The organism is Methylobacter sp. (assembly GCF_023227905.1).
GTDB lineage: Bacteria > Pseudomonadota > Gammaproteobacteria > Methylococcales > Methylomonadaceae > Methylobacter_A.
This window is the reverse complement of sequence record NZ_JALOCF010000034.1, coordinates 1-22,456: the sequence shown is the minus strand read 5'-3', so window position 1 is coordinate 22,456 and position 22,456 is coordinate 1. Positions and strand designations below refer to the sequence as shown.

Below are 22,456 nucleotides of genomic sequence, written 5' to 3'. Positions count from 1 at the left end.
TAAATCTGTCTGCATAAAAATAAGCGATTGTTTCATAATGTAAAATCTGTTTTGCAGGCGATGTTTTTCCCAAGCCGGTTATGTCTGTAATGACCGGTTTTTTGTAGGTATCTTTACTAATTAAAATTATAATCAAAAAGTATTGCCTCATTTCAGGCAAAACCATATATAGCTAATCAATACAGGGGGAAGTCAATGGAAAGAAAAGAAGCGATGGACTTTATGATTAAGTTACTCAAACTTATGCTTCATAAAGAAGGGTCTGATTTATTTATTACCGCCGGTTTTCCGCCTGCAATAAAAATCAAAGGCAAGATGACGCCGGTTTCCCAGCAGGCATTATCGGCGAATGATTCCAAGGCCCTGACGCAATGCATCATGAATGATAAGCAGCTCAAGGAATTTGAAGAAACACAAGAATGCAACTTTGCCATTGCCCCTGCCGGGCTCTGCCGGTTTCGGGTCAATGCCTATGTCCAGCAAGGCTGTCAGGGCTTGGTTATCCGGGTTATCGCCGCGGAAATACCCAATTTCGATAAACTGGGCCTGCCGCCTATTTTAAAAGACGTGATGATGAACAAAAACGGCCTGATTATCATGGTCGGCGGCACGGGTTCAGGTAAATCAACGTCGATGGCGGCCATGATCGACCATCGCAATGCGAACAGTTACGGCCATATCATCACCCTGGAAGATCCCATCGAATATGTGCATAGCCATAAAAACTGCGTTGTCATGCAACGGGAAGTCGGCGTCGATACCAAGAGCTGGGAAGCCGGACTGCATAATACCTTGCGGCAGGCTCCCGACGTTATCGTGCTCGGCGAAATCCGCAGCGAAGAGATTATGAATTACGGGCTGGAATTTTCCCAAACCGGCCATTTGGCGATGGCTACCTTGCATGCAAACAATGCCAATCAGGCGATAGACCGGATTTTGGGCTTTTTCCCGATGGAGAGACAGGCGAAATTAATGCAGGATATTTCGGTCAACTTGCGCGCGATTATTTCCCAGCGGCTGGTCAAAACTATTGACGGCGGCCGTTGCGCAGCCATCGAGATTTTATTGAATACGCCGCTGATTTCAGATTATATCGCCAAAGGCGAGGCCGCGAGCATCAAGCCGCTGATGGCGAAATCCCGCGAGCTGGGCATGCAAACTTTCGACCAGGCCTTATTGGAGCTTTATCAGGCGGGAAAAATAGATTACGAAGAAGCCTTAAGAAATGCCGACTCTCAAAATGAATTGCGCTTGCAGATCAAACTGGCATCCGGCGAAGACCGTTCGATCGGCGGACTTTCGTTGCAGTCGAAAGATGGTGAAGAGGAAGAGCTTGTTTCTATGTGATAAAACTGTCGCAGGGGTGGGCCGTGTGTTTCGGCTCATCCCGTTTGTCCCTCATTATAATAAAAACCAGATACTGACATGACCCTGACACCCTATTTAAAATTAATGCTGGAAAAAAATGCCGATAGCCTGTCTTTGAGAGCAGGTTCTCCGGCACTCTTGGGATTGGCCGGGGAGGAATATCCCCTGGGAAAGAATGAGTTAAGTTCAAACATCATCAAGGAAATTACTTTTAGCCTGATTAATGACAGCCAAAAGCAGGAACTGGTCCAGAATAAAGCGCTGAAATTCAATTGTACTGCGCCTGACGGCGAGAAATTTATGGCTAGCGCCAAGGTCGAGGATAACGGTTTGGTGCTGTTTATTGTGCCTTCTTCAGCGCTGGCAAAAGAAGCCAATGAGCCGGAAGTAGAGAGCTTCCAGGTTCTGGGAGCTGCGCCGGAAGGCGATTTGGATATTCTGCCGTACTTGAAGGAAATGGCTCTGCTGAATGCCTCGGATTTGTTTTTGACGGTCGATTCGCCGGTTAAAGCCAAAATTTTCGGTCGGGCTGTAGCGCTGGATGATTTTATGCTGACGCCCGAGTTAACAAAATCGGGCGCTTTCGGGATCATGACCCAGGAACAAATCGACGAGTTTTTAATCACCCGGGACCTGGATTTTGCGATCAGCCTGCCGGATGGCAGCGCTCGTTTTCGCGCCAATGCCTTTTATCAGCGCAAGACCGTCGGCCTGGTTATGCGCTTGATCCCGTCGGTCATTCCTACCGGCAAAGAGTTGGGCACGCCGGATATTTTGATGGAACTGATCATGGCTAAGCGGGGCCTGTTGTTGATGGTGGGCGGCACCGGATCGGGCAAATCGACCACGCTGGCGGCCATGATCAACCACCGCAACGCCAATTCGGCCGGCCATATTCTGACTATTGAAGACCCGGTCGAGTTTTCGCACCCGAACCTGAAATCCATTGTCAACCAGCGCGAAGTCGGCGTGGATACAGACTCTTACGCCAGAGCCTTGAAAGCCTGTCTGAGGGAAGCGCCCGATGTTATCCTGATCGGCGAGATTCGGGATCAGGAAACCATGTCGGCCGCGTTGGAGTTGGCCAACACCGGCCACTTATGCATCTCGACCATGCACGCCAACAATGCCAACCAAGCCATGGAGCGGGTCATCAACATGTACCCCCATGATCATCATGCACAATTGTTTATGGATCTTGCCGTCAACTTGAATGCGGTTATTTCGCAGCGCCTGATTCCCGACACGTCAGGGAAGCGCTGCGCGGCCATTGAAGTGATGATCAACACGCCGCATATAGCCAACCTGATCCTGAAAGGGGAGCTGCATGAAATTAAATCGGCTATGTCATCAAGCGGCAGCAAAGGCATGAGGACATTTGACGACGCCTTGTACGGATTGTACAAAGAGGGAAAAATCAGTCTGGAAGAAGCACTGAAAAATGCCGATTCCAGCAACGATCTGGAAGCCAAGATCAATTTCGGTTGATTTAAAGGCATATCACCACGAAGGCACGAAGGCACGAAGGACACGAAGAAAAGCTTAGGCAAAAACTTCGTGTTCTTCGTGTCTTCGTGGTGAATTAATCTACATCCCCAATTGGGCTGCTGTTGATTGAAAGCCAAATTGGAAAAGAAGCCGGTATAATAAGCAAATTTCCCCCAATTCTGAGCAATATGAGTACACAAAGAAAAGCAGTGGCATTGATTTCCGGCGGTCTGGATTCAATGCTGGCGGCTAAAACCATCATGGACCAAGGCATTCATGTCGAGGGCATCAATTTCTTCACCGGCTTTTGCGTCGAAGGCCACACCCATGCGATCAGAGCCAAGGACAAGGAAAAGCCGAAACGCAACAATTCTTTATGGGTCGCAGAACAGTTAGGCATCAAGCTGCATATCGTCGATGTGATCGAAGAATACAAAGACGTGTTGATCAACCCCAAACACGGCTACGGCGCGAACATGAATCCTTGTCTCGATTGCAAGATTTTCATGGTCAACAAGGCCAAGCAATGGGTTAAGGAAAACGGTTTCGACTTTATCATCACCGGCGAAGTGATCGGGCAACGGCCGATGTCGCAACGCAAAGCGACGATGCCGATCATCTCCCAGCAATCAGGCGCAGATGATTTGTTATTGCGGCCTTTGTGCGCGAAAAGCCTGCCGCCAACCCTGCCGGAGCGGGAAGGCTGGGTCGACCGGGAAAAGCTGCACGATTTTAGCGGGCGTTCACGAAAGCCGCAGATGGCGATGGCCGAACAACTCGGCTTTAACGAATATGCCCAGCCTGCGGGCGGCTGCTGTTTCCTGACCGACGCCAGCTATTCAGCCAAGTTGGTCGATTTATGGAAAGCGCGCGACGGTAACAAGCAATACGACCTGGATGATGTCATGTTGCTGAAAGTCGGAAGACATATCAGGCCGGGGCAGCATTTTAAAGTCATCGTCGCTCGGGAAGAAGGCGAAGGGCGCTTTATGCAGGGCTACAAAAAAGAATTTATCACGATGAATTGCGCCAGCCATGCCGGTCCTTTGGTGCTGGTGGATGGTTCGCCTTCTGCGGAGGATTTATTCATCGCGGCACGGATTACCGCCCGCTACGGACAAGGTCGCACTGCCGAACAAGTCGATGTGAACATTGCCGATAAAGACGGCTCTGAGCGGACTATTCAGGTCAAACCGTTTGGCGCCGACGAAATCCCGCAGGAATGGTATATATGAACAGAGAAACACTAAATGCCCGCCGCCTGCTGTGCCCGCTGCCGGTCATTCGCACGCAGGATAAAGTTAAGCAGCTTAAAGCGGGCGATCAACTGGAAGTTGTCTGTACCGATCCGGGCGTTATGCAGGATATTCCGGCATGGTGCAGAATCAACGGGCATAAGGTATTGGAAACCATTTCGGGCGATAATGAATATATTATTATCCTGGAAGTGGGCGGTAATGGCTGAAGTTTTATGTGTTACCTCGTTCCCACTCGACATGTTTCGCATTCCCACTCGCTGCGTGGGAATGCAGTATCGGCGCGCTGCGTCCCGTGAAGCTGTGGAGAGCAATTGGGTTCTGCTGTGTCTGTGTGTTACAGGACGCAGCGCGTCCTTGATGCGTTCCCACGTAGCGTGTGGGGACGAGGATTTATATAAGCAGCGGCCGAATAATGGCTGAAGTCTTGGATGCCGTAAAAGCGGATAAATTAAAAGCCAGGGCCAGCTACGCGGGCGCGGCGATTAATGTTCTGCAAACACTGATCAAAATCGGTTTCGGCATCCTCGGACAATCTGCGGCTTTAATCGCCGACGGCATTCATTCGCTATCGGACCTGCTCAGCGATCTGCTGGTTATTATTGCGGTAAAACTGGGCAGCCGCGAGGCCGATCATGACCATCCTTACGGCCATCGCCGCTTTGAAACCATCGCGACGGTTATTCTGGGGGTTAGCTTAATCGGTATCGGCGGCGCTATCGTCTGGTCGGTCATGGAGCGCATGGCGGATACCGATCGTCTGCCGGTGCCGAATGTGTTGTCATTGGCCGTTGCCACGCTGTCCATCCTGATTAACGAATGGCTGTACCAATACACCAAACGCATCGCCAAAATCACCCGTTCCAAATTACTGCTGGCCAATGCCTGGCACCAACGTAGCGATGCGATTTCATCGTTGGTGGTTTTGATCGGCATAGGCGCGGTGATGCTGGGTTACCCGTTGGCCGATGGCGTTGCCGCCGTCGTGGTTGCGTTGATGGTGGCTAAAATCGGTCTGAACCTGGTGTTTGAGAGCATCAAGGAACTGGTCGATACTTCATTGCCGTCGGCGCTGGTCGAAGAGATCAGAACCGCGATCTACGAGATTGACGGTGTCGAAGGCATTCATTTATTGCGCACCCGGCAAATGGGCGAAGATGCGCTGATTGATGCGCATATTGTCGTCGATCCCCGCATTACCGTGTCGGAAGGGCATATGATCGGCGATATCGTCAGGGACGATTTGATCAAGCGCTTTGACGACGTGATGGATGTGCTGGTGCACGTCGATCCTGAAGACGACGAAAGCCTGCAAGAGCAATCCAGGCCGTTGTCTCGCGGTGAAGTGCAAAAACTGCTGAATCGCTATCTGGCGGATTTTAAGTGGGTCATAGACGATTTCAGAATCCATTATTTGGACGGCCAGATTGAAGTGGAAGTGATTTTGCCTTTTGCGCTCAGTCAGCAGTCCGAGCAGTTAGAAGCGATAAAAAAACAATGCAAGCGGATGCGCGTCGAGATCAAAAAAATCGACAATGTGTTTGTGTTTTTTAAAGTCTGACATGTATTTTACAAATTAAAAACTCACCACGAAGGCACGAACGACTGCATGGATGCAGGAGGTAGAGCACCGAAAATAGGCGCTTTAGGCGACGCAGGAGCAGTTGCCGAGGACACGAAGAAATAAAACTTCGAGCCTTCGTGGTAAATCTAATCAAACGAGGCTTACAAATGGCAGTAGGGCAGTGCAGTTTTCCAACTATGCATCCGATACCGGGTATCACGCTCGGCACCGCGAACGCAGGTATCAAGCAAACCGTCAGGGACGATATCTTGGTGATACAAATGGCCGAGCATGCAACTTGTGCGGCGGTTTTTACCCAGAACGCTTTTTGCGCCGCGCCCGTGCATGTGGCCAAAGCAAACCTGGCCCATACGCCGCGCTGGCTGTTGATCAATTCCGGCAATGCTAACGCCGGCACCGGAGAACAGGGCATGAAGGACGCTTTGGGGACCTGCGCGGACTTGGCCGAAGTGGTCGGTGGCGAAGCTCAACAAGTGCTGCCTTTTTCGACCGGCGTCATCGGCCAGCCGCTACCGGTTAACAAAATCAAGGCATCGTTGCGGGAAGCGGTATTCAACCTGGATGCCAACAACTGGGACAAAGCGGCCCGGGCGATCATGACCACCGATACTTTCCCCAAAGGCGTATCCAAGGTCATCGAAATCGACGGCCAAGCCATCACCATCAACGGCATTTCTAAAGGCGCGGGCATGATCCAGCCAAACATGGCGACGATGCTGGGTTTCATGGCCACCGACGCCAAAATCGACCAGACGCTGTTGCAGGAATGCTTGGCTGTGGCTGTCGAGCAATCATTCAATCGCATCACCGTCGATGGCGACACCTCGACCAATGACGCCTGCGTGTTGATGGCGAGCGGTTGTTCACAGGCGCCGGAAATCACCCGCGACAGCGAGCATTACCCGATTTTTGCCGATGCTGTGATGACCGTTTGCAAACAACTGGCGGAAGCCATCGTCCGCGACGGCGAGGGCGCGACCAAGTTGATGCGCATCGTCGTCGAGCAGGCTTTGACCGATGAAGAAGCGGTGCGCGTCGGCAAAACCATTGCCCATTCGCCGCTGGTGAAAACCGCCTTTTTCGCCAGTGACCCAAACTGGGGCCGAATACTGGCCGCGGTCGGCCGCGCCGGCGTCGAAAACATGGTGCTGGAAGATGTTGAATTGTATCTGGATGATGTCTGCATCGTCAGAAACGGCGGCCGGGCCGACGATTACACCGAGGAAGCCGGGCAGCGGGTGATGGACTGGGAAGAGATCACCGTGACCGTCAAACTGGGCCGCGGCAGTGCTGTGCAGGAAGTGTTAACCTGCGACTTTTCGTATGATTATGTGAAAATCAACGCTGAATACAGGACTTAAAAAAGGCGCAAGACTAAAGGCGAAAGGCACAAAGCAAGCTTTGTACTCCAAAAATGCACAGATACCGGATTTCAAAGCTTGCTTTGAAATCTTTAAATTTTATCGTTCCCATGCTCCCATGCTCGTCGTTATGCACAAGTCTGTTCAAGACCGTCATTTGGGCATGGGCGTTGACTTGGATGTAGGCCGGAATAAGACCACCCGGCGTCAGCCAGGGTGGGCGTTTCCGGCAATCGGAGCTTAGACGTTCCAGCGTCCATTAAAAAATGAACCCACTCCAAGTTGCCGTAGGCGTAGTCAAAAACCCGGAAGGAGAAATCCTGATTTCCCTGCGCCATGCCGAACTGCATCAAGGCGGCTTATGGGAATTCCCCGGCGGCAAGGTTGAAGCGTCGGAGACGGCGGAATCGGCGCTGGCCCGTGAACTGAAAGAAGAGCTGAATATCGACGTCACCGCGGCAAGCCCGCTGATCACCATCCGCCACCGCTATCCCGACCGGTTCGTGCAGCTGAACGTGTTTTTGGTCGAACAATTTTCTGGCGAGGCCAAAAGCCTGGAAGGCCAGCCGTTTAAATGGGTGGCGCCTACTGAACTCGATCAACATAAGTTCCCCGCCGCCAACCAGCCGATCATCACCGCAGCTAAGTTGCCGCCATACTATGCGATTCTGGATGATGCGGACGAAGACTTGTTATTGCCTAACCTGCAAAAAATATTAAATCGGGACATCAAGCTGATTCAGGCCAGACTAAAAAACCTGTCGCCCTCTGCCGTCGCAAAATTTATCGAGCAGGCTTGCCCGCTATGCAAACAGCAACAAGCCGTGCTGCTAATAAATTCCGCCGTTGGCTATTCAGTCGAAGTAGATGGCATCCACCTGACCAGCCGTGACTTGATGGCTTTGACCACGCGCCCCGAAAACATCAAATGGCTCGCCGCGTCATGCCATAACCTTGAGCAACTGCGACATGCGCAAAACATCGGCGTGGATTTTGTCGTGCTGGCTCCAGTGCTGGCGACCCAAACCCATCCGGACGCGGCAACGCTGGGCTGGGAGCAATTTGCCGAACTGGTCGCCGAGGTCAACCTGCCTGTCTATGCGCTGGGCGGCATGACAACATCCAGCCTGATTACCGCGCGGCAATGCGGAGGGCAGGGGATAGCGGCGATCAGGGCGTTTTTGGATTAAGGGCCGTAGCCCGGATTCCGCTGCGCTTCATCCGGGCTACTTGCTTCGGCAAAAGCTGGAGTATATCCATCAAAATCCAGTGAAGCGGGGATATGTTGCTTCTTGTTTTTATGGATTGGCTGCGATTTGCGGCGCAGCGCGCCCATCGTTATACAAGTGTCTGTGAGACAACGCACGGCACGCCCTGCCAGCGAAGTCGAGATGGGTATAACAATGAGCGCGTTCCGTGGGAACGGGAAAATCCAGAGTACAGGGATGTAATCCGCCCGCGTGGGAACGAGAAAAAATTTTGTTGTCGTATAAGACAAATCCCGTGTTTTTAAATAAACTCTACTGAGAACGGCTTAAAACCAATTTGGACTTGGATGCTTTCACTGTCTCTTTGCCGATGGTTCGAGGAAAAACGAAAGCTTGCTTGAGACTAAAACTCAAATTCCGAATCTACTACACTCTATTGATATTTATGAAACTGAAATCTGCTTTTCTCTCAATTTTACCTAAAATACCCATCGCATTCTGGATACTGACGATATCTTCGCCTTTATATTGTTCCGCTTCAGATTTTCTTAAAGTGGATGGAATGGATATCAGGGACAATTATGGCGTAGGTGAAGATGTTCATCTTTACGGTACCAACCTGGGCGGCTGGAGGGTTCACGAACCCTGGATGTCGCCATTAGCCGGGGCATCAAACGAGTGGGATGCGCGAAATATTCTTACCGATCGTTTTGGCAAAGATGCGGTCTGGGATCTATACAACGCTTACTGGGATTCCTGGATCACGGAAATCGATTTCAAGAACATCGCCGAAGCCGGTCTCAACTGTATCCGTTTGCCGATATATGCGCTTAACCATATGGATGATGAGGGTAACTGGAGGCTGGACGATACCGGCGCCATTGATTTATCCCGGATTGAATGGACCGTAAACAAAGCGCTGGAATATGGGATTTACACCATCCTTGATCTGCATGGCGCGCCAGGTTCGCAAAACGGAGCTCACCATTCAGGCCGGCAAAACGGCACTCTGCTTTATTCCACCCCGCTTTATCAGAATCAACTGGTAGAGCTTTGGGAAACCCTTGCCACGCGTTTTAAAGATAATGCCGCCGTGGCCGGTTATGACCTGCTGAATGAACCCTCCGAGACCTTTCCCGGAGGGATGGGGACTGAGGTGGTTAATCTTTACGACCGTCTGTATCACGCTATCCGGACGATTGATCCCGACCATATCATCATTATGGAGGCTATCTGGTGGTGGGACACGCTTCCGAATCCCCAAGAGAAGCATTGGGAGAACGTCGTCTATTCTTTGCACTATTACCAATGGCAAAACAATGAAGACTTCGCGGTGATGAAAAATTCTGTGGACGGGTGGGTACAGGACGCCCAAAAATGGGGTTCAAAATATAACGTACCGCATTTTATAGGGGAATTTACGCTATTCGAAAATGCCGAATCCTGGAATTACGGACTTCAGCAATTTACAGAAACCGGCAGCCACTGGACAACGTGGTCTTATAAAGTGTTGGGCCGCAATAATTGGGGTATGTACAACACAGCAAGGCAAAACAGCAATGTTGCCGATATTGCTACGGATGATTTAAACACTATCAAACACAAATGGAGTCAGTGGAACACGTCAAAATATTTTTCACCCAACCCTACCGTCATTAACGCCATGCAAAAAGCAACTTTAGGCCGAAATCTGAAGCGACCTACTCAAGCTTTTGCCGCTAAATTAGAAAAACAGGCGGAGCAAAATATTTCTTATGTTTCCGACTCGCTCGCCGAGAATCCTGAAAGCATGACAATAACGAACTGATAATGTTCATCCCGTATGCCGCGTCGAGCGCATAGGGTGAGCTGACGAAGGAGACGTATTGCTCGCAATTGATGCGCTTTGGTAGTGCATTGGCTCCATGTAATGTTAAGTGGATTTAAACTCCGCCTAATTTGTTATAGACCAGCATCGCTGCGGCTACGTCCTCGCAGGCCATGCCGATCGAGTCGAAGATCACGGTAGCGTTCGGATTCACTGGCCGTGTGCCGTCGAGGACTTCGCCGAGTTCGGCATAAATCTGGGCGTTGAATTGTCGTACATTGCCGGATTCCGCCAGTGTTCCTTCGCGAGAGTCGACAATAACGACATGCGACATCGTCTCCGCATCAACCTCTGCGCTGTCCGCGCCCGCCCAACCGACGGTTGCTACTTTCGCGCCCTGGCGCAGCCATTGGCCTTTAAGCACCGGCTCGGTGGAGGAGGTCGCCACCACAACCACATCCGCGCCGCGCACCGCTTCCTCGCATGACATCGCCTTGCCGCCTACGTCCGCGGCAAGCTGTTCGGCCCGTTGCGGCGTGCGGTTCCAGATGCGGATTTCCTCGAACTTGCGGACGCAGGATAAGGCCTCAATATGTCGCCTGCCTTGCGCGCCGGCACCCAAGACCGCAAGAGTCTTCACATCCGGCGCGGCAACGGCATCGATATAGGCCGCAGTGACGGCTGCGGTTCGCATTTCGGTAATTAAGCGGCCATCCAGCGTTGCCAGCGGCTCGCCGGTTTCGGGCTTGAACAGCACGATCGTCGCCATCACCGTAGGGAGATTCTTTTTGTCGTTGTCCGGGTAGAATGTGACCAGCTTGGCGCCCACAGCCTGCGCGCTTGCCGCCGGCATGCTTCCGAAAAAACCGCCGTGCGGCTGAACGGCCGACATGCGGCGGGGCGGTTGATCAATCCGGCCACGCGAGAAATCAATCATGGTCTGGCGCATCGCCGGAATCAGGTCCTGCATGCGTAAAACGCTGGCTATCGTTGCTTCATCTATAAAATGCATTCGTATCCTCTCGTTGGGTAGTAGGGTGCGCACCGCGCACCATTTACAAATTCAGAATATCCGCATATTGGAAAGGGGCGCAATGCGCCCCCTTACCAGGCTGTATATGTCTGCCATAGTCGCAGGCCAACACAATCCGATCATCCGAGCGTTCCGATTGCGCTTGGAGGCCAACGGAAAAAACGCATGGCCATCGTTTGCGCCTCAATGCGTAAGTTGGTGCATCTCGCCTTTGCTATCCAGTCGGGTAAGCCATTTGACCCAAATTTTTCACTTACACAAGGGGCGGCGAGACGGCATCTACATGGCTACTTTACCAATGACGCATCGCAAACGTCTTGATCAATGAAGCAGTTTGAATTGATAGAGCATCTGCTCTGGTAGATTTGGATACTGTTTTGTGAGGGCTTCTGGGTAGCGCTTTCCGAAGACAATAACGTCGGTAAAGTTCAGCGGCATAAGCATTAGATAGTCAAGCTTGAATACCCAGCCGTTGTCCAGTTTGAGTAACTTCTCCGAGTAGTTTCGCTCTATCTTTTCTTGTACGACCCCTGCGTAAATGATGGTATAACCGGTCATGTGCTTGAGTTCACTTTCGACACTGGCGGAAGATGTGCCGCAAAAGCCGAGGAGAGCAAGTGTGGCGATTACCAAAGAAAATTTAATATTCATATGCATGACCTCGCAATGCCCAACGTAATATATACAACATCAATTGTCGTATAAAAAATCGTGTTGTCGTATATTCATCATAATCTCACCTACTTAATTGTTTTAATTGAACATCACTACAGCCAACAGGACATGATGAACAGGTAAATACGACATTTACGCAGGTAGGAATTGTAGCTTATTTTGTAACGTTTTAGTTACGGCGACAGCCAGGACGTAATTTAGCCTCCGTGGCTTGAGCGCGCCCCCCTATCCGCTCAAAAATCAACAGCACTGTAGCGCGCAGTGCACCCTGCATGACTTCTCTTAAAAGGCTAATGCTATGTTAATATTGGTGTCTGGAATTTTTATCGTAGCCTTAATGGCTCATTCGGTTGCGCATCATTTTATTAACCGAGTGCTTCCTTGCGTAGGAACAGTGAAACCAGTCGTAAGAACGACATCAAGGGGATTAAATAATGACAGCAGTAATTCTTGACGAACAGCTCGACAGACAATTTAGCCAGCTGGCTAAACAAGCGCATATCTCTATAGACCAAGCCGTTAATGATGCCTTGCGCGAATATTTAGCCGATTACAATGATGCGCTGCTTGCAGAAGAAGCGCTGGATGAACTTGGTAACAATGACGATGAGCTGATTGACTGGAGCGAGGCTAAAAAAAGCCTTTATGAGTAAATGGCAGGTCAAGTTAAAGGGCAGTGCGGCTAAATCGTTAAAATCACTCGATACCGGTACAAAGCAGCGAATTGGACGGTTTATAGATCGACTTATTGAAACTGACAATCCCCGTTCGCACGGCAAGGCGCTGCAAGGAAAGCGATATACCGGATTATGGCGTTATCGAATTGGAGATTATCGGTTGGTTTGTCAGGTAAAAGACAGCGAGTTAATCATCTTGCTGTTGGAAATTGGACACCGGAAAGACATTTATAAATAATCCATCATAATGGGTCAACCGTTTCCAAATACGGCGATCAGGAACATAGCCGCTCTCTTAAAAGCCCAATACTATGTTAATATTGGCGTTCTGGATTTTTTACCGCCACGCCAATGACTCATCCGTCCCCCTCTGCTCAATTAATCGACCGCTTCGGCAGAACCGTTGATTACCTGAGAATCTCTATTACCGACCGTTGCGATTTCCGTTGCCTGTATTGCATGGCTGAGGACATGACGTTCCTGCCGCGCGCGCAGGTTTTGACGCTGGAAGAGATTTATACGCTGGCGCAAGCGTTCGCTGAGTTGGGCGTGAAGAAGATCCGAATAACCGGCGGCGAGCCTTTGGTCAGGAAAGGCGCGTTAGAACTGCTGCAAAACATCGGGCGCATTGAAAGCCTGAATGAGCTGGTGATTACGACCAACGGCTCCCAGCTTGAGGGTATGGCGGCATCATTAAAAGAGGCGGGCGTCAAACGCGTCAATATCAGCCTGGATACGCTGGATGCCGACAAGTTTAAGGCGATAACCCGGACCGGCGATTTGGCGCAGGTGCTTAGGGGCATTCAGGCCGCCAAGGCGTCAGGGTTTGAGCGGATAAAAATCAATGCGGTCATTCTTAGGGATAGAAACCATCAGGAAGTGAACGACCTGGTTCGGTTTGCGGTCGATAACGGCCTCGATATCAGCTTTATCGAGGAAATGCCGCTGGGCGTCGTCAGCCAGCATGACCGGGCGGACGCTTATTATTCCAGTGATCTGATCAAGGACGATTTGGCGAAGAATTTTACCTTGATTGCCACGCCTGAAAAAACCGGCGGGCCGTCGAATTATTTTACTGTGGCGGGCAGTTCAACCCGCGTCGGCTTTATTTCCCCGCACAGCGAGAATTTTTGCAGCACTTGCAACCGGGTGCGCTTAACGGTCGAAGGGCGCTTGCTGTTATGTCTGGGCAATGAGCATTCGGTCGATTTAAAGCAAGTCATCCGGGCTAATCCAGGCGATATGGCGGTGCTGAAACAGGTCATTGTCGATGCGATGCTGATCAAGCCGGAAAAGCACGAATTTAACATCCATGAGCAGCCGGTTATATTGCGCTATATGAATATGACGGGGGGCTGAAAAGCAGGCGAAAGGCTCAAGACGAAAGGCGAAAAAAGCCGCGTGAGATATTGAGCCTTGGGTCTTGTACAAGCCGGATGAGGAGTGCAACCCCGTTCGGCTGGAGTCCTTCGCCTTTCGCCCTTCGTCTTTTGCCTTTTTCACCATTTACCTGAGATTTTAAAAAATGTCTTTCGCCCAGCTCGGTTTAGCCGACGAACTCCTTAAAGCCGTAGCCGATCAAGGCTATGTCACGCCGACACCGGTACAACAAAAAGCCATTCCCTTGATTCTTGAAGGCAAGGATGTGCTGGCGGGTGCGCAAACCGGCACCGGAAAAACCGCCAGTTTTACCTTGCCGTTATTGCAACGGCTGGCCGAGAATCATGACCCGCATCAAAAGCCGCGCCGCGTTCGCGCGCTGATTTTAGTGCCGACCCGTGAGTTGGCCGCTCAGGTCTACGAAAGCGTAAAAACGTACGGCGCGCATTTGCCGTTGCATGCGGAAGCGGTGGTTGGTGGCGCGAGCATTGGCATCCAGACTCGCCAGTTACGCCGGGGTTGCGACATCGTCGTGGCGACTCCGGGGCGGTTGATCGATCATGTGCAGCAGCGCAATATCAATCTGGCCAACGTGGAAATGCTGGTGCTGGATGAAGCGGACCGCATGCTCGATATGGGTTTTCTGCCCGATATTAAGCAGATTATGGCGTTGATCCCTAAGAAGCGGCAGAGCCTGTTGTTTTCCGCGACCGTGCCTAATGCGATCAAATCGCTGGCCTCGCAGTTGTTGAATAATCCCGTTGAGGTCGAAGTCGCCAAGCAGAACGCCACGGCTGAAAATGTCTCTGAGCGGGTTTACGGCATCGGCCGGGAGTACAAGCGCGAATTGCTGTCCTATTTAATCGGCAGCAATAATTGGAAGCAGGTGCTGGTATTCGTGCGCACCAAACACGGCGCCGATCGTCTGGAAAAGCAGTTGATCGAGGACGGCATCCGCACCGCAGCGCTGCATGGCGATAAAACCCAAGGCGCGCGCAACAAGGCGTTGGAGCAGTTTAAAACCGGTAAGGTTTCGGTGTTGGTCGCGACCGACATTGCCGCGCGCGGCCTGGATATTGACGACTTGCCGCATGTGGTGAATTTCGATTTGCCGCAGGTGCCGGAAGATTATGTGCATCGGATCGGCCGTACCGGACGCGCCGGTTTGAGCGGCGAGGCTTTGTCTCTGGTGTGCCCCGAAGAAGCCTGGATGCTGGTGGAAATTGAAAAGCTGCTCAAGCGGCAAATTCCGCGCGTGGCCGATACCGGTTATGAGCCGGTTTCATTGAAAGTGATGGATGCGCCTAAAAAGAACGCACCCAATAAAAATACCGGAAAAAAAGATTACCGGCATACTAAAAAGCCGGCGGCACGCGGCAGTGCTAAACCGACCGGCGGTAATAAGCGGGGCGATGCCAGAGGCAAGGGCCGGGCGGGTTCGAGAGGTAAGGTTTAAGGCGAGGCGCGCCTTAAACGGTGCGATTTATTCCTGAACCAATATCCAGGGCTTGACGACAACAGCCCACACATCGGCGTCAGACTCAAGCCAGTCAATTGCCTGCTGATCGGATACCAGCGCAACCTGATTGCTTTGCATCCATAACGCTACCTGCTCTTTATTGTCGATGGAAAACTGGTAGGCCACATCGACCAAATCCAAGTCTGAGGCAACAAATACTGCGGCGCCGTTGGCAAAAAAGCGTTGCAGTTCCTTCCAGGCTATTCGCGATGTTTCCAGGTTGACTTTTTCTCTGGCAATGTCGCAAGCGTTTGATTCGTTCATGATTTTCTCTTTGTTGTGGGTCGGCAATGTGTTATTTGCACATTTGAATGGTGTCGTTATCAGCTCTGCTGTTATTCTATAGCGCACGATTATAAATTACTAAATCAAGAGAGATAAATCATGTCGTTTTTTGACTCCATATCAAAGAAATCCAAGTTGAAGGCTGCAATCAAGCAAACTGCGGAAGCGCGTAGTAACTCAGGCTATGCGGCGGATCAGCTGTTTACAAAAGTTTACCAGGATTATGCCGAGGTCGTCGCTAACGAGCCTTTGATTGCCGAAGCTTTATATAATTGGGGGCTTGCATTGTTGCATCAGGCGCGGACCAAATCTCGCGAGCAGGCGGCAAACCTGTATCAGGATGCTATTGCTAAATTCTCCTTTTGCCTGACTGTTGAGCCAGCCTATCTTGGCGCGGCATTGGATGGCGGCGTGGCTTATATGGAGTTGGCCCGGGTTAAAGCGGCTGGGGCGCATGACAGCTTGTATGGCATGGCTAAAAACTATTTTGAAAAAGCCAATGCCATTCAGGCCGGATCGGCTTCGTATAACCTGGCTTGCATCTACGGATTAAGAGGCGAGAAAGAGGCATGTCACAATGCCCTGGAAGTCTCTAAAAACAAAGGGTATTTGCCAGCCGTCTCCGATATTCTTGCCGACCCGGATCTGGATGGCGTTAAGCGTCAGGACTGGTTTGTCGATTTTATGGAGTCTTTAAATAAAAAGCCGGAAGCGGTTGCTGAAATTAATGATCCAACAGGTGCAGATGCAGCTTCGGATGAAAAAATCGAAGCCATTGCGGATGATGCGGTTTCAGATGAAAAAACCGAAGACGGTGCAGATGATGCAGAGAGGAATCCGTTTGCCGCCGCGGCAGTTGCGCCTATCAATGAAGAGGCGGATGTTGGCGATGATCATGCCGAGGATGAAGCCGAAGTTGCGGTTGAAGAGGCTTCTGCTGTTACTGAATCCGAAACCGTTGTTGAAAATAAAACGGAAGTTGATGAAGAGATTCCTGTAACCGAAAAAAACTGAAACCAGTTTGGCCATAGAAAAAGCTGAGTGTGATTTCGGATTAAATCTGGACAGGTCAATGATGTCGTTTTTTAAATATGCGGCGATTGCCGGGCTGATAGCTGCAACAGTTGCTCCGGCTGTTGCTGATGATGGAGATAAAGCAACGCAGGAGCAATTGCCGGGAAATAACGGTTTAAGTCAAACGTTTTCAGCCTGCATGGACCTGTCTAACGGCAGCACTTTATCAATGATTGAATGCATAGAGGCTGAAACGGGGCGGCAAGATGTCCGGTTAAACAAGGCCTATAAAGACGTTATGGGCAGTTTAACTCCCGAGCGCAAGAAACAGTTGCAGGAAGCCCAGCGGTTATGGCTTAAATACAGAAAGGCTAACTGTGATTTTTATTACGATCCTGAGGGAGGATCGATAGCCAGGGTTAATGCCAATGACTGTTTCATGTCTGCTACTGCCGTACGGGCTAAAGAATTAGAAGGTTTTAAGCAACAAGACTGATTTAAGTTATTGGTCAGCCGGAAAGCACGCCGCCAACAAAGCCTGCATTTTGGACAAACCCAGTTTTCGGGTTAATTCGATGTTGCGTTGCGGGATGTTTTCCGGATCAGGGTGGCCGGCTACGGCTTGTTCTAGGCTGGCTTCCCGCAACAGGTGCAGCATAGGGTAGGGGGAGCGGTTGGTGTAATTGGCGGCGTCGTCCGGATCGCTGCCTTGAAAGCAGTAGTCGGGGTGAAAACTTGCCAGCTGGTAAGTACCTTCATAGCCCTGTTCAATTAACAATGATTCGGCGATTTCAAGGAAATCCAGATAGTCGTCGAATTCTGCAAACGCATCCGCATAAATCAGCAATGTGGTTTCAATGTCGGGTTCTTTATCCAGCCGGTCACATTCAAGTATCAAGCTCAGCAGGCATTGTTCAATTTCCGTGTCGTGATTGACGCTGAAGCGGATGCTGCCCCGATTGAGTTCGCGTTTTGCGAACGGGCAGATGCTGTATTCAATGATGATGGATTTTAACCATGTCAATGTTGCGTCTTTAATGTCTTGATCGGAGGTTTTATGGGTCATGGTTTGTTGCCGGTTAAAACAGGAAAGCCTCATCGCATAGGGCTTTTGGAATGACACAGGTTGTATCATTATTATTTAGCTGATGGGTCGCGATTTTTCTATTGACGAAAAAAATCCAGATCATGTCAGTGGAAAAACTGATGCCGATAAAGTTGCCTTTTTAACGATAAGTTAAGTGACAACTGCTCTTTATAACGGATTAAAGAAAAGTTAGGTCAGTCCAATCGTGTCACTCGACCGCAAAGCCACTAAATCTTCAACATATATTCCAAAAAACTGACTAAGAATAGGGAAATCAACATATTTTTACAAGAGATAAAATTTGATGTGTTATAAAATAATCAGCCATGTTTTTGTTTGGTTTGCAGGCCGGGTTTAACTCATTCGACCTCCGCGAGCTGTTATGTTTAGAGTCTAAATCTGTCTTAGCGACACAATGGAGTTAGTTATGCGCATCATCCTGTTAGGGAGTCCTGGTTCCGGCAAAGGAACTCAAGCTCAATTTATCACTGAAAAGTACGCCATTCCGCAGATCTCAACGGGTGACATGTTGCGGGCCGCGGTAAGAGAAGGAACACCGTTGGGTGTCGAAGCAAAAAAAGTCATGGACGCCGGTGGTCTGGTTTCCGATGACATTATCTTAGGGTTGATTAAAGAGCGTATTGCACAGACCGATTGCGCTAACGGCTTTTTGCTGGACGGTTTTCCTCGCACTATCGCTCAGGCAGAAGGTCTAAATGAAATGGGCGTTAACATCGATACGGTTATTGAAATCGTGGTGGCAGATGAGGAAATTGTAAAACGCATGGCCGGCAGAAGAGTGCATTTACAATCCGGGCGCACTTATCATGTTGAATTTAATCCACCCAAAGTTGACGGGCTTGATGATGTGACCGGTGAGCCTTTGATTCAGCGTGACGACGACAAGGAAGAAACCGTACGTAAACGGCTCAGCGTTTATCATGAACAAACTAAACCCTTGGTCGGCTATTATTCAGCGCCGGAGCGGCAGGTCAAGTTCAGTTCGATAGCCGGTGTCGGCAGCGTCGATGAGATTACCAGAAAAGTTTTTGCCGTTTTAGAGGGAGCATAGGCTGGATTAACGGCTTTTGTGCTCCAGAGAGTGCTTCCGTTAATCCGGAACGTTGGAGCAGCAAATTTGGATGTAAATAGCGCAGTCCAATTCACGTAACACGGCACTCAAAAATATTCCGTGATCATCAGTATTCAAATTCAGATTAATAAGGTTTTAAAGTTAATGACAAAGAAAGTTGTAGTTTTACCGACCGGCATATGTTTAGGTTGCATTGCCATGTTGTGGATGCGTGCGCCTGTTTTAGCTGCACAGAAGGGCCGATAAGATGACCAAACTCTATAATGTTGCTGTGGTTGGTGCTACCGGAGCGGTGGGTGAAGCCATGCTGTCTATTCTGGAAGAGCGCAATTTTCCTGTCGGCGAAGTCTATGCATTGGCCAGCAGTAATTCAGCGGGTAAAAGAATCCCTTTTAAGGGCGGGTCTTTAGTCGTACAGGATTTGGCGAACTTTGATTTTTCCAAGGCGCAGATCGGGTTGTTCTCACCCGGTGCATCCGTGTCGGCGGAATATGCGCCCAAAGCCGCCGCAGCCGGTTGTATCGTGATTGATAACACCTCACAGTTTCGCTATGACGACGATATTCCGCTAGTAGTGCCGGAGGTCAATCCTGAGAAAATCGCCGATTATAAAAATCGCGGCATTATCGCTAATCCCAATTGCTCAACCATTCAAATGTTGGTGGCGTTAAAGCCGATCTATGATGCCGTAGGGATTGAGCGCATCAACGTGTGCACCTATCAGGCCGTTTCGGGAACCGGCAAAGAAGCCATAGAAGAGCTAGCCAAGCAAACGGCCAATCTGCTCAATATGCAAGCCATTACCACAAACGTCTACCCCAAACAGATCGCTTTCAACGTATTGCCGCAGATTGATGTGTTCATGGACAACGGCTACACCAAGGAAGAAATGAAGATGGTTTGGGAAACTCAAAAAATTCTCGGTGATGACAGCGTTTTGGTGAATGCGACTGCAGTACGGGTACCGGTTTTTTACGGACATTCCGAGGCCGTGCATATTGAAACCCGTAAAAAAATTGATGTAGCCACAGTAAGAGCTTTGCTTGAAAAAGCGCCTGGCTTGACGGTTATGGATGAGCGTAAAGACGGCGGTTATCCAACGGCGGTGACCGAGTCGTCAGGCCATGATGACGTGTTTGTAGGGCGCATCCGAGAAGACATATCGCATCCCCAGGGAATTGATCTGTGGGTGGTGGGCGATAACGTTCGAAAAGGCGCCGCATTAAACAGTGTGCAGATAGCAGAAGTGCTGGTAAAAAATTACATCTAGTCTAAGCTTATTCTTACATTTGACTGGACGCGGTAAGAAACTGTGGTAACTATTGTGAAGAAGAGCAAGGTGCGCAATTTAACTAAAACTTTAGCGGTTGTATCGCTCCTGGCACCGGCTAGTGGCCATACTTTGGGTATTGGTGATATTAAATTGCACTCATCCCTTAATCAAAACCTGGACGCCGAGATTGCGTTGACATTGTCAGGCGAGAGTGTATCTGACATCAAGGTAAACTTGGCCCCACCAGGGAAATTTGATGAGGCGGGAGTGACATGGAGTTATTTTCTATCGAAAATTAAGCTTGAAACCGTTACTCGCCCAAATGGCGCGACAGTCATTAAGGTGACTTCGAAAGAAGCGTTAAAAGAACCTTTCCTGGATTTTCTGCTCGAAGTAAGCTGGCCCAAAGGCAATTTATACCGTGAATTTACTGTATTAGTGGACCCGCCTTCAGTTTATAACAAAGCGACCGCTCCCGTCTCAACCAGTGCTGAGCATGATACGCCGCAGCCAGCCGTGGCGCTTCAGCCCCAATCGCATGCAAATGCGCAAAGCAACGATGGCGAATATGGGCCTACGCTTCCGCATGATACGATGTGGAGCGTGGCTGATCGTGCACGAGGAGGACAAAGCGACGTTTCCGTGGAACAGATGTTGATGGCGATTTTTGAAGCCAATCCTCATGCATTCTATAAAGGAAATGTTTATGCCTTAACGTCTGGAAAAATGCTGAAGATTCCCGAAAGAGAGGCGGTTCTAAAATTATCGCGCAATCAGGCGCTAGCGGAATTCAACCGGCATAAAAAAGCTTGGAGAACTCAATCGGCTCCAGTCCGCAATGTAGATGCGAAGGAAAAGTCTGGCGACAATCAGTTAACGCTGGTTGCCCCGACTAAAGCGGCGGTCGCAGATCATGCCGTTGTAGCGTCGGTGAATGAACAGGCAAATACTGAAAAGAAAGTAGCCGATGCATCCTCGGCGATCGCTAAAGGTAAATCTGAAGAGGGTGCGAGTGGCGCCATGCCGGTGGATGGCGCGACGCTCAGCAAAGTAGCGGAGTTGGAAAAACAGCTGGCGATGATGCGGGAATTGATCACTTTAAAAGATCAACAGCTTGCGGCCTTGCAGAATAAGTCTCAGCAAAATCCTGCTGTTCAGGAGCAGGCAGCGCCAAACGAGAGTGTGGCGGCCAAGCTTGAAGATCAAGTAACGCCAGTTCTTCAGCCAGCTGAGTCAGCGCCGGGTGAGGTTGTAGCGGAAAAACCTGCGAACCAAGTGCCGCCTGCTCCTGAACAAGCTGTTGTGCAACCAGCGCAAGTAGTTCCGCCAGCACAAACGGCACAACCAGTGCAACCCGCCCAAACAGTAAAACCGGTACAACCACTCGCTCAACCGGAACCTGAGGCGGGCGGTTTACTTGATTCTTATTATCTGAGTCTGGGGGGCGCTGGGTCAGCAATTTTGGCGTTGATGGGGTGGCTTTGGTGGCGGAAAAATAAGGTTGACGAGGAAACGAACACAGAGAGTATGTTTGCCTCTACCGATATGATTAATACCCCTGAAGTAAATGAGAGCCTTTCCGTACCGGTCGTCGAGGATGACGCCGCTCATGATGTGGGTACGGTAGGCGAAAGTTCTTTCTTAAGTGAATTTACGCCGAGTGACTTTGATTCATTCGATACTGATCAAGGGGAAATTGATCCTATATCCGAGGCTGATGTGTATCTTGCCTATGGCCGCTATCAACAGGCCGAAGAATTAATACGGCAGGCGATTAAAGATCAGCCGAACCGCGATGAATGCAAGTTGAAATTGCTGGAAATTTTTTACGCTAACGAAAACAAAGCAGCTTTTGAAGCCTATGCTAATGAGCTGGTAGAGGCAGGCAAGCGGAATGAGGCCGAGTTTTGGGAGAAAGCGGCCGAGATGGGGCGTGAAATGTGCCCCGACTTGCCGATGTTTTCTTCCGGAGAAGATTTATTTCCAATCACTGACGGTACCCCCGTTGAAAATAGTGATGAAAGCATTATAGGGAACAATGGAAGTATAACTATTGAAGCTGCTCCTTTAGAGGCATCAGCCAGTGAAAGCTTGGTCAAGGAAACAATAGAGCCAAAGAGTGAGGCAGTGGATATTGATTCGGTTTTATCTGAAGCTGAAGGTGATCCTTTTGTTGATGAACAACGAGATAACGAAGACATGGATTTCGACCTAAGCTCGTTTTCAATGGATAACCAAGAGACTGCAGATGACTCTGCCGTTCTCAGCGCTGTTGCGGATAAGCCGGGCGCAGAAATAGAAAGCGTTGATTTCGATCTAAGCTCGTTTTCAATGAATACCGAAGAGA

21 protein-coding genes are annotated in these 22,456 nt (G+C 50.1%); 17 read left to right on the top strand and 4 right to left on the bottom strand.

Annotated elements, in window-relative coordinates; genetic code table 11:
- Positions 1 to 195: 195 nt before the first annotated feature.
- The 8 genes from M0R47_RS13785 (at position 196) to M0R47_RS13750 (ending at position 10,073) form a co-directional block, all read left to right on the top strand.
- Positions 196 to 1,347, top strand: coding sequence for a PilT/PilU family type 4a pilus ATPase (locus M0R47_RS13785; RefSeq protein ID WP_292555814.1), 1,152 nt, complete (start codon positions 196 to 198; stop codon positions 1,345 to 1,347).
- Between the two features lie 78 nt (positions 1,348 to 1,425).
- Positions 1,426 to 2,856: a PilT/PilU family type 4a pilus ATPase gene (locus tag M0R47_RS13780; protein WP_292555812.1), complete on the top strand. Its 1,431-nt coding sequence runs from the start codon at positions 1,426 to 1,428 to the stop codon at positions 2,854 to 2,856.
- 188 nt (positions 2,857 to 3,044) lie between these two features.
- A complete protein-coding gene (locus tag M0R47_RS13775; RefSeq protein WP_292555810.1) occupies positions 3,045 to 4,091 on the top strand; it encodes a tRNA (5-methylaminomethyl-2-thiouridylate)-methyltransferase in 1,047 nt (348 codons plus the stop codon).
- Positions 4,088 to 4,321: a sulfurtransferase TusA family protein gene (locus tag M0R47_RS13770; protein ID WP_292555808.1), complete on the top strand. Its 234-nt coding sequence runs from the start codon at positions 4,088 to 4,090 to the stop codon at positions 4,319 to 4,321. The genes M0R47_RS13775 and M0R47_RS13770 overlap by 4 nt, the downstream gene beginning before the upstream one ends.
- Positions 4,322 to 4,527: 206 nt before the next feature.
- Positions 4,528 to 5,673 (top strand): cation diffusion facilitator family transporter, encoded by a 1,146-nt coding sequence (locus tag M0R47_RS13765; protein ID WP_292555806.1) that lies wholly within the window; start codon positions 4,528 to 4,530, stop codon positions 5,671 to 5,673.
- A 170-nt stretch (positions 5,674 to 5,843) separates the two neighbouring features.
- On the top strand, positions 5,844 to 7,058 hold the full coding sequence (gene argJ / locus M0R47_RS13760) for a bifunctional glutamate N-acetyltransferase/amino-acid acetyltransferase ArgJ (protein WP_292555804.1): 1,215 nt from the start codon (positions 5,844 to 5,846) through the stop codon (positions 7,056 to 7,058).
- A gap of 266 nt (positions 7,059 to 7,324) precedes the next feature.
- On the top strand, positions 7,325 to 8,248 hold the full coding sequence (locus M0R47_RS13755) for a Nudix family hydrolase (protein WP_292555802.1): 924 nt from the start codon (positions 7,325 to 7,327) through the stop codon (positions 8,246 to 8,248).
- Between the two features lie 463 nt (positions 8,249 to 8,711).
- Positions 8,712 to 10,073 carry a cellulase family glycosylhydrolase gene (locus tag M0R47_RS13750; protein ID WP_292555800.1) on the top strand — a complete coding sequence of 454 codons (1,362 nt, stop codon included), beginning with the start codon at positions 8,712 to 8,714 and terminating at the stop codon, positions 10,071 to 10,073.
- A 115-nt stretch (positions 10,074 to 10,188) separates the two neighbouring features.
- On the opposite strand, the gene M0R47_RS13745 is transcribed toward M0R47_RS13750, so the two are convergent.
- Together M0R47_RS13745 and M0R47_RS13740 are read right to left on the bottom strand one after the other, a co-directional pair.
- Entirely contained in the window at positions 10,189 to 11,085 is an 897-nt protein-coding gene (locus M0R47_RS13745; protein ID WP_292555798.1) for an ornithine cyclodeaminase family protein, read from the bottom strand.
- Positions 11,086 to 11,427: 342 nt separating this feature from the next.
- Positions 11,428 to 11,757: a hypothetical protein gene (locus M0R47_RS13740; RefSeq protein WP_292555796.1), complete on the bottom strand. Its 330-nt coding sequence runs from the start codon at positions 11,755 to 11,757 to the stop codon at positions 11,428 to 11,430.
- Positions 11,758 to 12,215: 458 nt separating this feature from the next.
- On the opposite strand from M0R47_RS13740, the gene M0R47_RS13735 reads away from it, so the two are divergent.
- The 4 genes from M0R47_RS13735 to M0R47_RS13720 all read left to right on the top strand — a co-directional run bounded on the left by M0R47_RS13735 (position 12,216) and on the right by M0R47_RS13720 (position 15,294).
- Positions 12,216 to 12,434 (top strand): hypothetical protein, encoded by a 219-nt coding sequence (locus tag M0R47_RS13735; RefSeq protein ID WP_292555795.1) that lies wholly within the window; start codon positions 12,216 to 12,218, stop codon positions 12,432 to 12,434.
- Positions 12,427 to 12,696: a type II toxin-antitoxin system RelE/ParE family toxin gene (locus tag M0R47_RS13730; protein ID WP_292555794.1), complete on the top strand. Its 270-nt coding sequence runs from the start codon at positions 12,427 to 12,429 to the stop codon at positions 12,694 to 12,696. The genes M0R47_RS13735 and M0R47_RS13730 overlap by 8 nt, the downstream gene beginning before the upstream one ends.
- Positions 12,697 to 12,809: 113 nt before the next feature.
- Positions 12,810 to 13,817, top strand: a complete 1,008-nt coding sequence (moaA, locus tag M0R47_RS13725; RefSeq protein ID WP_292555792.1) for a GTP 3',8-cyclase MoaA — start codon at positions 12,810 to 12,812, stop codon at positions 13,815 to 13,817.
- Between the two features lie 166 nt (positions 13,818 to 13,983).
- Positions 13,984 to 15,294: a DEAD/DEAH box helicase gene (locus M0R47_RS13720; RefSeq protein ID WP_292555790.1), complete on the top strand. Its 1,311-nt coding sequence runs from the start codon at positions 13,984 to 13,986 to the stop codon at positions 15,292 to 15,294.
- A 27-nt stretch (positions 15,295 to 15,321) separates the two neighbouring features.
- On the opposite strand, the gene M0R47_RS13715 is transcribed toward M0R47_RS13720, so the two are convergent.
- Positions 15,322 to 15,621 (bottom strand): DUF2288 domain-containing protein, encoded by a 300-nt coding sequence (locus M0R47_RS13715; RefSeq protein WP_292555788.1) that lies wholly within the window; start codon positions 15,619 to 15,621, stop codon positions 15,322 to 15,324.
- A 120-nt stretch (positions 15,622 to 15,741) separates the two neighbouring features.
- On the opposite strand from M0R47_RS13715, the gene M0R47_RS13710 reads away from it, so the two are divergent.
- Together M0R47_RS13710 and M0R47_RS13705 are read left to right on the top strand one after the other, a co-directional pair.
- On the top strand, positions 15,742 to 16,656 hold the full coding sequence (locus M0R47_RS13710) for a hypothetical protein (RefSeq protein WP_292555786.1): 915 nt from the start codon (positions 15,742 to 15,744) through the stop codon (positions 16,654 to 16,656).
- A gap of 58 nt (positions 16,657 to 16,714) precedes the next feature.
- Entirely contained in the window at positions 16,715 to 17,152 is a 438-nt protein-coding gene (locus M0R47_RS13705) for a lysozyme inhibitor LprI family protein (protein WP_292555784.1), read from the top strand.
- A gap of 6 nt (positions 17,153 to 17,158) precedes the next feature.
- Here M0R47_RS13705 and M0R47_RS13700 read toward each other — a convergent pair whose 3' ends face one another.
- The gene (locus M0R47_RS13700; protein WP_292555782.1) at positions 17,159 to 17,722 is read right to left on the bottom strand and encodes a DUF1415 domain-containing protein; all 564 of its coding nucleotides are present in this window, start codon (positions 17,720 to 17,722) and stop codon (positions 17,159 to 17,161) included.
- Between the two features lie 448 nt (positions 17,723 to 18,170).
- Here M0R47_RS13700 and adk point away from each other — a divergent pair, with 448 nt between their 5' ends.
- From adk to M0R47_RS13685, 3 genes are all read left to right on the top strand, one after another.
- A complete protein-coding gene (gene adk / locus M0R47_RS13695; RefSeq protein ID WP_292555781.1) occupies positions 18,171 to 18,815 on the top strand; it encodes an adenylate kinase in 645 nt (214 codons plus the stop codon).
- A 268-nt stretch (positions 18,816 to 19,083) separates the two neighbouring features.
- Positions 19,084 to 20,106: an aspartate-semialdehyde dehydrogenase gene (locus tag M0R47_RS13690; protein WP_292555779.1), complete on the top strand. Its 1,023-nt coding sequence runs from the start codon at positions 19,084 to 19,086 to the stop codon at positions 20,104 to 20,106.
- 54 nt (positions 20,107 to 20,160) lie between these two features.
- Positions 20,161 to 22,456: FimV/HubP family polar landmark protein (locus M0R47_RS13685; RefSeq protein ID WP_292555778.1), on the top strand; the 2,296-nt coding region annotated here is incomplete at its 3' end.

Excerpts from the sequence above, each read along its gene's own strand:
- M0R47_RS13785 (WP_292555814.1), top strand. The coding sequence starts at position 196 with ATGGAAAGAAAAGAAGCGATGGACTTTATGATTAAGTTACTCAAACTT.
- M0R47_RS13780 (WP_292555812.1), top strand. The coding sequence starts at position 1,426 with ATGACCCTGACACCCTATTTAAAATTAATGCTGGAAAAAAATGCCGAT.
- M0R47_RS13775 (WP_292555810.1), top strand. The coding sequence starts at position 3,045 with ATGAGTACACAAAGAAAAGCAGTGGCATTGATTTCCGGCGGTCTGGAT.
- M0R47_RS13770 (WP_292555808.1), top strand. The coding sequence starts at position 4,088 with ATGAACAGAGAAACACTAAATGCCCGCCGCCTGCTGTGCCCGCTGCCG.
- M0R47_RS13765 (WP_292555806.1), top strand. The coding sequence starts at position 4,528 with ATGGCTGAAGTCTTGGATGCCGTAAAAGCGGATAAATTAAAAGCCAGG.
- argJ (WP_292555804.1), top strand. The coding sequence starts at position 5,844 with ATGGCAGTAGGGCAGTGCAGTTTTCCAACTATGCATCCGATACCGGGT.
- M0R47_RS13755 (WP_292555802.1), top strand. The coding sequence starts at position 7,325 with ATGAACCCACTCCAAGTTGCCGTAGGCGTAGTCAAAAACCCGGAAGGA.
- M0R47_RS13750 (WP_292555800.1), top strand. The coding sequence starts at position 8,712 with ATGAAACTGAAATCTGCTTTTCTCTCAATTTTACCTAAAATACCCATC.
- M0R47_RS13745 (WP_292555798.1), bottom strand. The coding sequence starts at position 11,085 with ATGCATTTTATAGATGAAGCAACGATAGCCAGCGTTTTACGCATGCAG.
- M0R47_RS13740 (WP_292555796.1), bottom strand. The coding sequence starts at position 11,757 with ATGAATATTAAATTTTCTTTGGTAATCGCCACACTTGCTCTCCTCGGC.
- M0R47_RS13735 (WP_292555795.1), top strand. The coding sequence starts at position 12,216 with ATGACAGCAGTAATTCTTGACGAACAGCTCGACAGACAATTTAGCCAG.
- M0R47_RS13730 (WP_292555794.1), top strand. The coding sequence starts at position 12,427 with ATGAGTAAATGGCAGGTCAAGTTAAAGGGCAGTGCGGCTAAATCGTTA.
- moaA (WP_292555792.1), top strand. The coding sequence starts at position 12,810 with ATGACTCATCCGTCCCCCTCTGCTCAATTAATCGACCGCTTCGGCAGA.
- M0R47_RS13720 (WP_292555790.1), top strand. The coding sequence starts at position 13,984 with ATGTCTTTCGCCCAGCTCGGTTTAGCCGACGAACTCCTTAAAGCCGTA.
- M0R47_RS13715 (WP_292555788.1), bottom strand. The coding sequence starts at position 15,621 with ATGAACGAATCAAACGCTTGCGACATTGCCAGAGAAAAAGTCAACCTG.
- M0R47_RS13710 (WP_292555786.1), top strand. The coding sequence starts at position 15,742 with ATGTCGTTTTTTGACTCCATATCAAAGAAATCCAAGTTGAAGGCTGCA.
- M0R47_RS13705 (WP_292555784.1), top strand. The coding sequence starts at position 16,715 with ATGATGTCGTTTTTTAAATATGCGGCGATTGCCGGGCTGATAGCTGCA.
- M0R47_RS13700 (WP_292555782.1), bottom strand. The coding sequence starts at position 17,722 with ATGACCCATAAAACCTCCGATCAAGACATTAAAGACGCAACATTGACA.
- adk (WP_292555781.1), top strand. The coding sequence starts at position 18,171 with ATGCGCATCATCCTGTTAGGGAGTCCTGGTTCCGGCAAAGGAACTCAA.
- M0R47_RS13690 (WP_292555779.1), top strand. The coding sequence starts at position 19,084 with ATGACCAAACTCTATAATGTTGCTGTGGTTGGTGCTACCGGAGCGGTG.